Source organism: Pseudomonas idahonensis (assembly GCF_037903935.1).
Lineage (GTDB): Bacteria > Pseudomonadota > Gammaproteobacteria > Pseudomonadales > Pseudomonadaceae > Aquipseudomonas > Aquipseudomonas danubii.
Map to the genome: position 1 here is coordinate 1,232,731 of NZ_CP149586.1, position 14,097 is coordinate 1,246,827.

The following is a 14,097-nucleotide window of genomic DNA, read 5'->3' on the forward strand; positions in this document are numbered from 1 at the left end:
CAGCTCCTACGGAGGCTGTAGGAGCCGGCTTGCCGGCGAAGAGGCCCCTGGGGCGTGCCGGGGGCGGTCAGCCGATCAGGGGTATTTGCGCTTGTCCGGCGCCGGGGGGAAGTACTGGTACAGCCAGGTTTCGCTCAGGGTGCGGTCCTGGGTGCGGATGAACAGCCGCAGTTCCACCGGGTCGACGCTGTCGTTGGTTGGGTACCAGTCGAAGAGGATGCGGTAGCCCTTGATCTCGTCCAGCACCAGGATGCTGAAGTCCTTGACCTCGCCGTTGGAGGCGGTGACCACCGGTTCGATGCCAGTGCCGGCGGGCAGACGATCGAGGCCGCCGCCGGTGAAGTCCACGGCAAAGCGTCGGGCCCAGACTGGCGGGTAGTGCTCGCCCGGGGCCCAGCCTTCGACGAAGCCGCCCATGCCGGAACGGGTGGCGTGGACCCGGGCCAGTGGCGTGCCTACCGGCGGCAGGGCGCTCCAGTAGAGCTTGTAGCCGTAGTTCAGGGAGTCGCCGGCGGCCACGGGTTTTTTCGGGGTCCAGAAGGCCACGATGTTGTCCATGGTTTCGCCGGTGGTGGGAATTTCCAGCAGGTCGATGCTGCCTTCGCCCCAGGCGGTGGTGGGCTCGACCCACAGGCTCGGACGACGGCTGTACCAGTCCACGGTGTCCTGGTAGCTGGCGAACTCGTGGTCGGTCTGCACCAGGCCGAAGCCCTTCGGGTCCTTGTCGGCGAAAGCGTTGAACTGCAGGTTGGCCGGGTTGTTCAACGGGCGGCAGATCCATTCGCCATTGCCGCGCCACATGGCCAGGCGGTCGGAGTCGTGGATCTGCGGGTGGATGGTGTCGCACATGCGCCGTTCATGGGTGCCGCAGCTGAACATGCTGGTCATCGGTGCGATGCCCAGTTGTTCGATGGCGGTACGGGCGTTGATGTGGGCGTCGATCTCCATCACCACGCGCTCGGCCTGGCAGTCGATGTCGAAGCGGTAGGCACCGGTGGCGCTTGGCGAATCCAGTAAGGCGTAGACCACGAAGCGGGTGCTGTCCTTGTCCGGGGTCTCGAACCAGAACTGGGTGAAGTCGGGGAATTCCTCGCGGCGCTTGGCGTAGGTGTCGATGGCCAGGCCCCGGGCCGACAGGCCGTACTGGCCGGTGGCGTCCACTGCACGGAAATAGCTGGCGCCGAGGAAGGACACCACGTCATGCCTGTCCAGTTCCGGAGCCTTGAACAGCTTGAAGCCGGCAAAGCCCAGGTCGCCCTTGAGCTGGGCGGTGTCGACGCTGGTGTTCTGGTAGTTGAACAGCGCGGGACGGAAGTGCACTTCCCGCGCCTGACGGGTCTTGGGGTCGACGCTGTGCATGCGCACCGGTTGCTTGAAGCCCATGCCCACATGGAAGAACTGCACATCCAGCTGGCCGTTCAGGTCATTCCACAGCGAGTGCTGGCTGTCGTACTGGATGGCGTTGAAGTTCTGCGGCGTCATCTGCGCCAGGGTCGGTGGCAGCACCTGCTTGGTGTCCACGTATCGCTGGCCGGCCAGTTGCTTGGCCTGGGCCTTGAGGCGCTCGAAATCGAATGCCTGGGCTTGGCCATCAGCGGCGCCGGCCCAGGCCCTGGCTGCCAGCAGACCGCTGGCCGAGAGGCCGGTGTAGGCCGCCAGGGCCATGGAGGCTTTGAGGAGATTCCTGCGGTGCATAGGTGAACCTTATACGGGGAAAGATCCCCAGCCGTTCCTGGCTGTATGAGGGGATCGCGAGGTGAGGTTCGGTCAAGCCATCGGCCAAACGCAACTGAATGTGAACAGACGGCGGATAGAATAAACGGTTCGCCAGGGGCAGAAAAATGATTAGCTTGTGTCCATTGGTAACCACTGATCAGCTCTAGGAACCTGTCCCATGCTGCACCCGCGCCTGCTCAGCGAAGACGATATCCAACGGCTCAAATTGATCGACCGTGCCGAGGTCATCGATGAGTTCTACCGCCTGCAGGAGGGGGTTCTGCTGCGTTATGCCCAGCATGAAGTGGTGGAGGGCTGGCCGGAGGGCGAGGCCGAGCATGACGCGCTGATCTTGCAGCAGTGTTACCAGCGCGGCGGCTGGTTGCATGGGGTGTTCGATGGCCCGGCTCTGGTGGCCGCGGCGGTGGTGGATTGCCTGCCTATCGAGGCTGCTGGGCTGGACTTGCGGCAGTTGAAGTTCCTGCATGTGAGCCGGGCTTATCGCGGCCTTGGCCTGGGCCGGCAACTCTTCGCCCTGGCTCGGGAGCAGGCCCTGTTGATGGGCGCCCAGGGCTTGTACGTGTCGGCCACGCCGTCGCGGCTCACCGTGGATTTTTACACCGGCCTGGGCTGTGAGCTGCTGGCCATCCCGGACCCGGAGCTGCTGCGCCTGGAGCCCGAGGATATCCACCTCTATCTGCGTCTGGTTTAAGCCTGGAGGGGCTTGCGCCAGCTCGGCCAGGCACCGATGGTCAGCGCCCGCAGCAGCCACTCGCAAGGGCCGTACTGATGAGAACGCAGCCACAGGGCGCTGAGTTGCATCTGCAACAAGTAGATGGCGATTACCAGGACGGGCATCCACAGCGGCGACAGATGGTTGATCAGCCCCAGTCCGTAGCCGGTGAACAGCAGGCAGAGGATCAGTGATTGCAGCAGGTAGTTGCTCAGGGACATCCGGCCCAGAGGGGCCAGGCGTTGGCACAGACGCTGGCCCAGAGGGGAATGAAAGGCCCTGAGCAGCAGCATGGCGTAACTGGCCGAGAGCAGCGGCGCGGTCAGTTGGCTGATGCCGTAGCCGATGACTTCCAGACCACCACCGGGGGCGTAGGCTGCCCAGTATCCGTAAAGCAGGGCGCCACCCAGGCCCAGGGGCAGGGTCAGGGCCAGCAGCCCTGGCAGCCTGCGTTCAAAGCGGTAAGGCGCCACCAGCAGGCCTTTGCGCCCGGCGACATAGCCCAGCAGGAACATCGCCAGGGTGCTGGGGCCCTGCAGTAGCCACAGGGCAGAAGCGGTCTCCAGCAGGTGAGAGGCGTTGTAGGCCAGGGTATCCAGGGCATCGCCGCCCAGGGCCATGTCCTTGAGCACCGCTGCGCCGTCGGCGGCGCCGGTGTAGAGACCGGCGCTCAGCAGTTGGACACCCAACAGCAGGATCAGCACGGCGGTTCCCGTGATCAGCACCAGCGCCAGGGTCGCGGCCCACCTTGCCGACAATCCGCGCAGCGTCAGCAGCACCAGGCCCAGCAGGGCGTACAGGATGAGGATCTCGCCGTAGAACAGCAGTGCGCCGTGCACCAGGCCGATGGCCAGCAAGGCCAGTTGCCGCCGCAGTATGCGCGGCACGAAGCGTTCGCCCGCCCGCTCGGCGGAGGCCATCTGCAGGGTGAAGCTGTAGCCAAACAGGAAGGAGAACAGCAGGTAGAACTTGGCCTCGAACAGCACCGACACCAGCCAGCGGATCAGGTGGTCGAGGTCGCTGGCGTAGGCCGGGTTGCTGACCGGCGAGGCGTAGTAGGGGTCGGCGAAAGACCAGATGTTCACCGCCAGGATGCCCAGCAGAGCGAAGCCGCGCAGGGCGTCGACCTGCTGCAGGCGTGACGCCTTGCGCGGCAACGGCGCGTTCATTTCCGGGACCTGGGCTGCGGGGCGTGTTCCAGAGCGGCGAGGTGCATGGGCGGGCCTGTCGGTGAATGGAGTGAAGGCTCAATTAACGCGATCAGGCGGTGTGCGGGCAATCAAACTCTTGTGAAAAAAAGTCAACAAACCTGCGGCGCCGTGTCCGCCCCAGGGCCGGCACGCCGCTCCGGGGTCAGCTCCCCGCCGGCGCCGTGGCTGGCAGGCACTGGGCTTCACCGGCGGGTGTTTGGCCTTTTTTCGTCCACCAGGTCAGGGGCCGGAGGCTGTTCAGGTCGCCGCGCTTGATCGCTTCCCGGTAGCAAGCCAGGGCCCGGGGGCCATCGGTGGTGCCCCACTTGCCCTCGGCGTAGCCGCTGCCCAGGTAGTAGTAGGCGTCGGCCGAGTCCAGTTCCCGGGCGGTGCGCTGCACCAGCTCTTCGGACTTGCGCGGTTGCTGGCACTCATTGACGGAGCCATCGCCGCGGGGGTCGCAGTAGTACATCGACAGCATCAACGCCGCCTCGGCATCGGTCTGGGCGTAAGGCAGCAGCAGTTCTTCCGGCTCCCCGGGCTTGAGCTCCGGTGCCATGCCCGAGTAACCCAGGCTCACTGCCCGCACCGCCGCCGTGGCCGAGCCATGCCGGGCGGCGTCCAGCAGAAGCTGCTGGCCCAGCTCGAAGAAGTACTGGGTCAACAGGTACTGCTCGCGACCGCCGTAGCCCAGGAACAGATCGGCCTTGCGCATCTGTCGCTGCAGGGCGGTTTCATTGGCCGGGGCGTCCTGGTTGAGCAGGCCGTCCATGGACCACTGCTCCACCCGCACCAGTTGCCAGCAGGCGCCCTGTTGAAAGACGAAGGCCTGGACCACGTCGCCCAGCGGATCATGCACCACCAGGGTCTGGCTCTCCCAGAAGGCTTGCAGTCCGGCCCGAGCCTGGGCCTGTGGATCGAGCAGGGTCAGCAGGTGGCGGGTATCGCCCGTCAGCTTGTGCCGGGTGGTGATCTCGCGGCCGTACTCGTCATGGCTCGGGCGCTGTTCGATCAGCGGCGAATCGGTGAACGCCTGCTGCAGCTCCGGGCTGCTGGCAAAGGCCTTGGCGAAGGTCGGCAGGTCGCTGGACGGGCAGGCTGGGGCAGCGGCCTGGGCCGCCTGGGTGGCGGCGCCAAGCAACAGGGCGGCGAGCAACGGGCGCAAGAGATGACGAAGGGCGGGCATCGGCGAACTCATCGAGGTTGGAGGCGGAGCGCGGGTCATGGCGTGTCCGGCGGGGGTGTCGGCACGCAGCAGCGGCACAGCCACTGCGCCAGCCAGATTGCCAGCAGCAGCGGCACGCTCATCAGGAAGCAATAGACGTAGCCACGTATCGGATGGTCGGGAAACATCGCCCAGGCGGTGAACAGCACCAGGGCGCCGACCAGGCCCAGCTTGGCCTTCAGGTTGGGCACCAGGGCCACCAGCACGCTGACGAGGATCAGCAATTGGAGCAGGAGTTCCACCATCATTCCCAGGCCGAAGCCCTTGGCGATGGAACCGAAGTGACTGCGATACACCGCTATGCCCCAGACATGTGCCAGATAGAACAGCGGCGCCGGCAGCGAAAGGGGCACGAGGCCGGTGATGATGCGTATCAGGTGATAACGGCCTACGGTGTCCAGGCTCATGGGCGGCACTCGTGGGCGGTGGCACAGTTCTGTCGGGGCATGGGCGCATCCTTGCTGCCGGAAGGTCTTCAGCGATTCCGGTCGGTGGCGCCGGGTTTTTTCAGGCGGGCGATAGTGCCGTAACTCGGGGCGCTAATCCAGTCTGGCAGCCTGGGTGGGTGCAGATCGAGGACCCTTGATGCAGGCATTTCGCGCGCGTGGGGGGCTTCGTTGGCAAGCCGGCTCCTGCAAGGCGATCTTGCTCGTGGTGCAGGTCATGTGTCTGGCCCGTTGTCCGGTCCTTTGTCCGGTTCCTGTGAAAGCAACATTCAGAAGCACTATCGTCCCCCTGAACCTGGGCACTTCTCTCTAGGCTTACGGCCTTATGTGTCGATGTGACACCCAATTTTCCGGAGGCGGCAGATGAACACCCGTGGATTGCTCGATCAATTACTCAGGTCCGGTCAGGAGTTGCTGCAGAACAAGGCAGGCGCGGCGCCAACGGACAAGGCCCGGCCCGATTCCAGTGGTCTTGGCGGTTTGCTCGGCGGCCAGGCCGGCGGGCTGGGTGGACTGCTGTCCGGAGCGGGCGGCGGGGCCCTGGCAGCTGGCGCCATGGGCTTGCTGCTGGGCAACAAGAAGGCCCGCAAGTTTGGCGGCAAGGCCCTGACCTATGGCGGCCTGGCGGCTCTCGGAGTGCTGGCCTACAAAGCCTACGGCAACTGGCAAGCGCAACAGGGCACTGCTCCTCGCAACGAGCCGCAGACCCTTGACCGGCTGCCGGCGCAGCAGGTGGAGCAGCACAGCCAGGCAATCCTCAAGGCCCTGGTGGCGGCAGCCAAGGCCGATGGTCACGTGGATGAGCGTGAGCGGGCACTGATCGAAGGCGAGTTCCGCAAGCTGGACAACGATCCGCAATTGCAGAACTGGCTGCACAGCGAGTTGAACAAACCCCTGGACCCGGCGGACGTGGCCCGTGCTGCCAGCACCCCGGAGATGGCGGCCGAGATGTACCTGGCCAGCGTGATGCTGGTGGATGAAGAACACTTCATGGAAAAGGCCTACCTGGACGAACTGGCGCGTCAGTTGAAACTGGCGCCGGGGCTAAAGGCGGAACTGGAAAGCCAGGTGCGCCAGAGCGTTCTCTGAAGCACCTGGGACTTGTCGTTTGCCAAGGATGGCGGTTCTGCCGGAAGGTATTGCCGAAATACCTTCTGCAAGCCTGAAAGTGCCCGCTAAGCCACCATCCAGAGCGGGCGCACAAAGATGCCGAAAGTGCCATTCGGGTTCTTAAACCACCCATAAAACCTGCATCGTCCTCGGCTATACTCCTTCCATTTTTGAATGGCTTCGAGGACTGACTGTGAAGAACTGGACGTTGCGCCAACGCATTTTGGCGAGCTTTGCGGTGATTATTGCCATCATGTTGTTGATGGTCGTCGTCTCGTACTCGCGCCTGTTGAAGATCGAAGCCGGTGAAGAGCGCATGCGCAATGACGCAGTGCCCGGGGTTTATTTCAGTTCGATGATTCGCGGAGCCTGGGTCGACAACTACCGACAGACGATGGAAATCATCGGGCTCAAGCGGGACCAGGGCATCAGCGCCCAAGACCAGGAAAACTTCAGGAAATATGAAGAAAACCTGCAGACTCAGATGGCCGGTTACCAGCAGTCCATCACCGCTGAGGAGGATCGGATTGCGTTCGCGGCCTTCGAGAAAGACCATCAAGAGTTCAATCGCGTCATGGCCCAGGTGCTGGACCTGCACCTGCGGAACCAGAGTGCTGAGGCGATCCGCTTGTTCAACGAGCAACTGACCCCGCTCTGGATCAAGGGCCGCATCAAGCTCAACGAGCTCATCAGTTTCAACAAGCGCATAGCCGATTCTGCCACCCATGCCATCGACGATGCCGTGGCCGCAGCCAAGGTTGGGATGGGCGTGTCGTTGCTGGTGGCGATTTTCGTCGCTGGTCTGTGTGGCCTGCTGTTGATGCGGGCGATCATGGCGCCGATGAATCGCATCGTGAGCATTCTTGAAATCATGCGCACCGGTGACCTCAGCGGCCGTTTGAACCTGGAGCGCAAGGACGAGTTCGGCGCGGTGGAAACCGGCTTCAACGACATGATGACCGAGCTCACTGCCCTGGTATCGCAGGCCCAGCGTTCGTCGGTGCAGGTCACCACATCGGTGACCGAGATTGCCGCCACCTCCAAGCAGCAACAGGCCACCGCCACCGAGACCGCCGCCACCACCACGGAAATTGGTGCCACGTCGCGGGAAATCGCCGCGACATCCCGGGATCTGGTGCGCACCATGACTGAAGTATCCAGCGCCGCCGATCAGGCTTCGGTGCTTGCCGGTTCCGGCCAGCAGGGCCTGGCGCGCATGGAAGACACCATGCATTCGGTGATGGGCGCCGCGGACCTGGTGAACGCCAAGCTGGCGATCCTCAACGAGAAGGCCGGCAACATCAATCAGGTGGTGGTGACCATCGTCAAGGTTGCCGACCAGACCAACCTGCTGTCGTTGAACGCCGCCATCGAGGCGGAGAAAGCCGGCGAGTACGGTCGCGGCTTTGCCGTGGTGGCCACTGAAGTGCGACGTCTGGCGGATCAGACCGCCGTCGCCACCTACGACATTGAACAGATGGTCCGCGAGATCCAGTCGGCGGTGTCGGCGGGGGTGATGGGCATGGACAAGTTTTCCGAAGAGGTGCGTCGCGGCATGGCCGAGGTGCAGCAGGTGGGCGAGCAGCTGTCGCAGATCATCCATCAGGTTCAGGCCCTGGCGCCTCGGGTGCTGATGGTCAATGAAGGGATGCAGGCCCAGGCCACCGGCGCCGAGCAGATCAACCATGCCCTGGTGCAACTGGGGGATGCCAGCAGCCAGACCGTCGAGTCCCTGCGCCAGGCCAGCTTTGCCATTGATGAGCTGAGCCAGGTGGCCGTGGGCCTGCGCAGCGGCGTCTCGCGTTTCAAAGTCTGATGGATGAGTTCGCGCACAAGCGCAGCGCCGCAGCCGGGGCGCGCAGTGCTCTGTTCCTGGTGTTCCGCATCGGTCAGGAGCGCTATGCACTACAGGCCGTTGACGTGGTGGAGGTGTTGCCGCGCCTGCAGCTCAAGCCCATTGCCCAGGCACCGTCCTGGGTCGCCGGGGTCTTTGCCTATCGCGGGGTGGTGGTGCCGGTCATCGACCTGTGCGAGCTGACGTTCGGGCGTGCGGCGCAGTTGCGTACCAGTACCCGGTTGGTGCTGGTGCACTACCGTGGCGACGGCTCCCAGCCACCCCGAGTGCTGGGTTTGTTGCTGGAGCAGGCCAACGACACGTTGCGCTGCGACCCCCAGGAATTCCAGCCCTATGGCCTGGACAACCGTCAGGCGCCGTATCTGGGGCCGGTGCGTGAAGACGCCCAGGGGCTTTTGCAATGGGTGCGGGTCGATGACTTGCTGAGCGCGCAGGTGCGGGAGTTGCTGTTTCCGGCCGAGCCTCTGGACCCGGCGTCGCTTGAGGAGCCTCGATGAGCGACGAACAACGGTTTTTCGACTTTCTCAAAGAGCGAATCGGCCTGGACGTCGCCTCGGTGGGCCCGGCGATCATCGAACGCGCGGTGCGCCAGCGCCGCAACTCCCTGGATGCCCTCAGCAGCGACGAATACTGGCAAAAGCTGCAAGGTTCCCGGGATGAGCAGCAGGCACTGATCGAGGCCGTGATCGTTCCGGAAACCTGGTTTTTCCGTTATCCGGAATCCTTCGCCACCCTGGTCAAGCTGGCCAAGGAACGTCTGTCACAGATCAAGGGCATGCGCGCCTTGCGCCTGTTGAGCCTGCCGTGCTCCACCGGCGAGGAGCCCTACTCGATTGCCATGGCCCTGCTGGATGGCGGCCTGGCTCCCCACCAGTTCAAGGTCGACGGCCTGGACGTCAGTCCGTTGTCGGTGGAACGGGCTCGGGGGGCGGTCTATGGCAAGAATTCCTTTCGTGGCCAGAACACCGAGTTCCGTGAGCGGCACTTTTGCGCCGAGGGTGATCGTTATCGCTTGAGCGAGCGGGTTCGCGAGCAGGTACGGCTGCAAGTGGGCAATGTCCTGGACCCGGGCTTGCTGGCCAGCGAGCCGCCTTTCGACTTTGTTTTCTGTCGCAACCTGCTGATCTATTTCGACCAGCCGACCCAGCACCAGGTGTTCGAGGTGCTCAAGCGCCTGACCCATGAAGAGGGGGTGCTGTTCATCGGGCCTGCCGAGGGCAGCCTGCTGGGGCGTCTGGGCATGCGCTCCATCGGTATTCCCCAGTCCTTTGCCTTCAGCCGGCACACTGAACCCGAGCCTGCAGCGGTTCCGGTGGCCTTGCCCCAGCCCTTGTCCTTGCCGCTGCCACCGCGCAATCCGCCGCCTGTAGCGCCGCGCCAGCGCCCCTTTGCCGCCCGCGCGGCCCAGGCCCCGGTGGCCGAGAACACGCTGGCGGTCAGCGATGCCGCGAGCCTGCTGGCCAACATTGCCGCCTTGGCCAATGAGGGCAAGAGCGCGCAAGCCCGTGCCGCCTGCGAGCGCTATCTGCAGCAGCATGAACCTGTGGCCCAGGTGTTCTATTGGCTGGGGCTGCTCAGCGATGTGGCCGGCAACGCCATGGAAGCCCAGGGTTTCTACCGCAAGGCCCTGTACCTGGCTCCCCAGCACCCTGAAGCCCTGGCGCACCTGGCGGCGCTGCTGGCATCCCAGGGCGATGTCGCCGGAGCCCAACGATTGCAGGAGCGCGCTGCCCGCAGCACTCGCACTGCCGACAGTGAGTTGAAACGATGAGCCATTCCTACTCATTGGACGTGACCCGTGAAGATGCGCAGGCCATCGACGATTGCTGGAACCGCATCGGCATCCACGGCGACAAGTCCTGCCCTTTGCTCGCCGAGCATATCCATTGTCGTAACTGCGCGGTCTACTCCGCCGCTGCTACGCGCCTGCTGGACCGCTATTCGTTGCGTCAGGAGGACCGGGAACACGCGCTGAGCCTGGAGGCCGACAGCGATGTGGTTACCCGTTCGCTGCTGATGTTCCGTCTCGGCGAGGAGTGGCTGGGACTGGCGACCCGGTGCCTGCTGGAGGTGGCACCGCTGCAGGAAATCCATTCCTTGCCTCACCAGCGTTCCCGGGCGTTGCTGGGGGTGGCCAACGTGCGCGGGGCCCTGGTGGCCTGTCTGTCATTGACCGAACTGCTGGGCCTGGATGGCACACCGGTGGTCGCTGCCGCGGGGCGGGTCATGCCGCGGATGCTGATCATTGGGGCCGAGGGCGGCCCGGTGGTGGTGCCGGTGGATGAGGTGCACGGCATCCATGCCATCGACGAACGCCTTCTCAACGGTGCCTCGCTCTCCGGAGAACAGGCCAATGCCAAGTACACCCGTGGCGTGTTGCAATGGCAGGGACGCAGCCTGCGCTTGCTGGATGAAGAGCAACTGCTCTTGGCCGTGACCCGGAGCCTGACATGACCCCCGATCAAATGCGCGATGCCTCGTTGCTGGAACTGTTCAGCCTGGAAGCCGAGGCCCAGACCCAGGTACTCAGTACCGGGCTGCTGGCCCTGGAGCGCAATCCGACCCAGGCCGACCAGTTGGAAGCCTGCATGCGCGCCGCCCACTCGCTCAAGGGCGCGGCGCGGATTGTCGGGGTCGATGCCGGGGTCAGCGTTGCCCACGTGATGGAGGATTGCCTGGTCAGTGCCCAGGAAGGGCGACTGTACCTGCAGCCCGAGCATATCGACGCCCTGTTGCAGGGCACCGACCTGTTGATGCGGATTGCCAGTCCCGGGGGCGCCGAGACCGTGGCGCCGGATATTCCGGCCTATGTGGCCTTGATGGAGCGCCTGCTGACTCAAGGACCGGGAACGCCAAGCGTGCCGGCCCAGGACAGCGCCCCGCCAGAGCCGCAATTGGAAGCACCAGTGGCGCCCATGGCGCAGTTGCCGAAGGAACTGGAGCCCTTGCCGCCACCGAGCGATCCGGCCCTGGAGCCGGCAGTGAGCAGCGGGCGCCCAGGCAAGCGCATGACCGAAGGCGGCGAGCGGGTGCTGCGGGTGACCGCCGAGCGCCTCAACAGCTTGCTGGACCTGTCGAGCAAATCCCTGGTGGAAACCCAGCGGCTCAAGCCCTACTTGGTCACGATGCAGCGCCTGAAACGGATTCAGAGCAACAGCCTGGCCGCCCTGGAAAACCTCAACCTGCACCTTAAGGAGCATGCGCTGAGCCTGGAGGCCCAGGAAGCACTGGCCGACGCGCGACGCTTGCTGGCCGAGTCCCAGCAACTGTTGGCGCTGCAGACCGCCGAGCTCGATGAGTTCGGCTGGCAGGCCAGTCAACGGGCCCAGGTGCTTTATGACACGGCCCTGGCCTGTCGCATGCGGCCCTTTGCCGATGTCCTCACCGGTCAGGTGCGCATGGTCCGCGATCTGGGGCGCAGCCTGGGTAAACAGGTACGCCTGGAAGTCGAAGGCGAGAAAACCCAGGTCGACCGCGATGTGTTGGAGAAACTCGAAGCACCGCTGACTCACCTGCTGCGCAATGCCGTCGACCACGGTATCGAGCTGCCCGAGCAGCGCCTGCTGGCGGGCAAGCCGGCCGAAGGGGTGATTCGTCTGCGGGCCTCGCACCAGGCCGGTCTTCTGGTGCTGGAACTCAGTGATGACGGCAACGGCGTGGATCTTGAGCGCTTGCGCCAGAGCATTGTCGAGCGTCAGCTGTCGCCGGCCCAGACCGCCGCCCAGCTCAGCGAGGAAGAACTCCTGACTTTCCTGTTCCTGCCGGGTTTCAGTCTGCGGGACAAAGTCACCGAGGTTTCCGGACGCGGCGTCGGCCTGGATGCCGTGCAGCATATGGTGCGGCAGCTGCGTGGCGCGGTGGAGCTGGAGCAGACCAGCGGCCAGGGCAGCCGTTTCCACCTGGAAGTGCCCTTGACCCTGTCGGTGGTGCGCAGCCTGGTGGTGGAGGTCGGCGACGAGGCCTACGCCTTTCCGCTGGCCCATATCGAACGCATGTGCGACCTGGAGCCTGAGTCCATCGTCCAGGTGGAGGGGCGCCAGCATTTCTGGCACGAGGGGCGGCATGTGGGGCTGGTGGCTGCCAGTCAACTGTTGCAGCGGCCGGCGACCGAGACCAACGCGCCGACTCTCAAGGTGGTGGTGATTCGCGAGCGTGATGCGGTGTACGGGATCGCCGTGGAACGCTTTATCGGCGAGCGCACCCTGGTGGTGCTGCCGCTGGATGACCGCCTGGGCAAGATCCAGGATATTTCCGCCGGGGCCTTGCTCGATGATGGTCGGGTGGCGCTGATCGTGGATGTCGAGGACATGCTGCGTTCGGTGGACAAACTGCTCAATACCGGCCGCCTGGAGCGCATCGCACGTCATCACCAGCAGCATGCACAGGCTGCGCGCAAGCGTATTCTGGTGGTGGACGACTCACTGACGGTGCGAGAGTTGCAGCGCAAGCTATTGATCAATCGCGGCTACGATGTGGCCGTTGCAGTGGACGGCATGGATGGCTGGAATGCCTTGCGTTCGGAAAGCTTCGACTTGCTGATCACCGATATCGATATGCCGCGAATGGATGGAATTGAATTGGTCACACTCTTGCGTCGCGACAATCGCCTGCAATCCCTGCCGGTGATGGTGGTGTCCTACAAGGATCGTGAGGAAGACCGGCGCCGTGGACTGGATGCCGGCGCCGACTACTATCTAGCCAAAGCCAGTTTCCATGACGACGCCCTGCTCGACGCAGTGGTTGAGCTGATTGGAGGAGCGCGGGCATGAAGATAGCGATAGTCAACGACATGCCCATGGCCGTGGAGGCGTTGCGCCGGGCCCTGGCCTTCGACCCCAGCCACGAGGTGGTGTGGGTCGCCACCAATGGCGCCGAGGCGGTGAAATACTGCGCCGAACTGACGCCGGACCTGATTCTCATGGACCTGATCATGCCGGTCATGGATGGTGTCGAGGCCACGCGGCGGATCATGGCCGAGTCGCCTTGCGCCATTGTGATCGTCACCGTCGACCGTCAGCAGAATGTGCACCGAGTGTTCGAGGCCATGGGCCATGGCGCCCTGGACGTGGTGGACACCCCGGCCCTGGGCGCGGGCAATGCCCAGGAGGCGGCGGCGCCGCTGCTGCGCAAGATCCTCAATATCGGCTGGCTGATCGGCCAGCGCGGCAGTCGGGTGCGCTCGGCGCCGGTGCCGCTGCGCAGCGGGGCGCCACGCCAGAGCCTGGTGGCCATTGGCTCTTCCGCCGGTGGCCCGGCGGCCCTGGAAGTGCTGCTCAAGGGCTTGCCAAAGGACTTTCCCGCCGCCATCGTGCTGGTCCAGCATGTTGACCAGGTGTTCGCCGCCGGCATGGCCGAGTGGCTCAGCAGCGCGTCCGGCTTGCAGGTACGGCTGGCCCGTGAAGGCGAGCCGCCGCAAAGCGGCACCGTATTGCTGGCAGGCACCAACCACCATATCCGCTTGTTGAAGAACGGCACCCTGGCCTACACCGCCGAACCGGTGAATGAAATCTACCGGCCCTCCATCGACGTGTTTTTCGAGAGTGTCGCCAGCTATTGGAATGGCGATGCGGTGGGGGTGCTGCTGACCGGCATGGGTCGCGATGGTGCCCAGGGCTTGAAGTTGATGCGCGATCAGGGTTATTTGACCATCGCTCAGGACCAGAACAGTAGCGCGGTGTATGGCATGCCCAAGGCGGCCGCTGCCATCGGTGCCGCCGCAGAGATTCGCCCACTGGACAAGATCGCTCCACGTTTGCTGGAGATATTTGCCAAATGACTGAAAAACGCAGCTGTCCTGGCCAGGTAGCAACTCAGGTGACAAC

Annotated in this window: 12 protein-coding genes; 8 read left to right on the top strand and 4 right to left on the bottom strand. The window is 64.4% G+C overall.

Annotated features, from left to right (window positions below; translation table 11 throughout):
• Positions 1–75: 75 nt before the first annotated feature.
• Positions 76–1,695 carry a glucan biosynthesis protein D gene (locus WIN67_RS05535; protein ID WP_102878516.1) on the bottom strand — a complete coding sequence of 540 codons (1,620 nt, stop codon included), beginning with the start codon at positions 1,693–1,695 and terminating at the stop codon, positions 76–78.
• A 199-nt stretch (positions 1,696–1,894) separates the two neighbouring features.
• Between WIN67_RS05535 and WIN67_RS05540 the strand changes: the two genes are divergently transcribed.
• Positions 1,895–2,428, top strand: coding sequence for a GNAT family N-acetyltransferase (locus tag WIN67_RS05540; RefSeq protein ID WP_339070739.1), 534 nt, complete (start codon positions 1,895–1,897; stop codon positions 2,426–2,428).
• On the opposite strand, the gene WIN67_RS05545 is transcribed toward WIN67_RS05540, so the two are convergent.
• From WIN67_RS05545 to WIN67_RS05555, 3 genes are all read right to left on the bottom strand, one after another.
• Positions 2,425–3,618, bottom strand: a complete 1,194-nt coding sequence (locus WIN67_RS05545; RefSeq protein ID WP_339070740.1) for a DUF418 domain-containing protein — start codon at positions 3,616–3,618, stop codon at positions 2,425–2,427. The genes WIN67_RS05540 and WIN67_RS05545 overlap by 4 nt on opposite strands.
• Positions 3,619–3,802: 184 nt before the next feature.
• Entirely contained in the window at positions 3,803–4,825 is a 1,023-nt protein-coding gene (locus WIN67_RS05550; protein WP_339070741.1) for a hypothetical protein, read from the bottom strand.
• Positions 4,826–4,860: 35 nt separating this feature from the next.
• Positions 4,861–5,271 carry a hypothetical protein gene (locus WIN67_RS05555; protein ID WP_339070742.1) on the bottom strand — a complete coding sequence of 137 codons (411 nt, stop codon included), beginning with the start codon at positions 5,269–5,271 and terminating at the stop codon, positions 4,861–4,863.
• A gap of 402 nt (positions 5,272–5,673) precedes the next feature.
• On the opposite strand from WIN67_RS05555, the gene WIN67_RS05560 reads away from it, so the two are divergent.
• From WIN67_RS05560 to WIN67_RS05590, 7 genes are all read left to right on the top strand, one after another.
• On the top strand, positions 5,674–6,399 hold the full coding sequence (locus WIN67_RS05560; protein WP_110652331.1) for a tellurite resistance TerB family protein: 726 nt from the start codon (positions 5,674–5,676) through the stop codon (positions 6,397–6,399).
• 214 nt (positions 6,400–6,613) lie between these two features.
• Positions 6,614–8,236 carry a methyl-accepting chemotaxis protein gene (locus WIN67_RS05565; protein WP_102861327.1) on the top strand — a complete coding sequence of 541 codons (1,623 nt, stop codon included), beginning with the start codon at positions 6,614–6,616 and terminating at the stop codon, positions 8,234–8,236.
• On the top strand, positions 8,236–8,772 hold the full coding sequence (locus WIN67_RS05570; RefSeq protein ID WP_110596464.1) for a chemotaxis protein CheW: 537 nt from the start codon (positions 8,236–8,238) through the stop codon (positions 8,770–8,772). Before WIN67_RS05565 ends, WIN67_RS05570 begins: the two co-directional genes overlap by 1 nt.
• Positions 8,769–10,046, top strand: coding sequence for a protein-glutamate O-methyltransferase CheR (locus WIN67_RS05575; RefSeq protein WP_339070743.1), 1,278 nt, complete (start codon positions 8,769–8,771; stop codon positions 10,044–10,046). The genes WIN67_RS05570 and WIN67_RS05575 overlap by 4 nt, the downstream gene beginning before the upstream one ends.
• Entirely contained in the window at positions 10,043–10,729 is a 687-nt protein-coding gene (locus tag WIN67_RS05580; RefSeq protein ID WP_339070744.1) for a chemotaxis protein CheW, read from the top strand. The genes WIN67_RS05575 and WIN67_RS05580 overlap by 4 nt, the downstream gene beginning before the upstream one ends.
• Positions 10,726–13,044 (top strand): hybrid sensor histidine kinase/response regulator, encoded by a 2,319-nt coding sequence (locus WIN67_RS05585; protein WP_339070745.1) that lies wholly within the window; start codon positions 10,726–10,728, stop codon positions 13,042–13,044. Before WIN67_RS05580 ends, WIN67_RS05585 begins: the two co-directional genes overlap by 4 nt.
• Complete coding sequence (locus WIN67_RS05590) at positions 13,041–14,051, top strand: chemotaxis response regulator protein-glutamate methylesterase (protein WP_110652336.1); 1,011 nt, start codon at positions 13,041–13,043, stop codon at positions 14,049–14,051. The genes WIN67_RS05585 and WIN67_RS05590 overlap by 4 nt, the downstream gene beginning before the upstream one ends.
• Positions 14,052–14,097 lie beyond the last annotated feature (46 nt).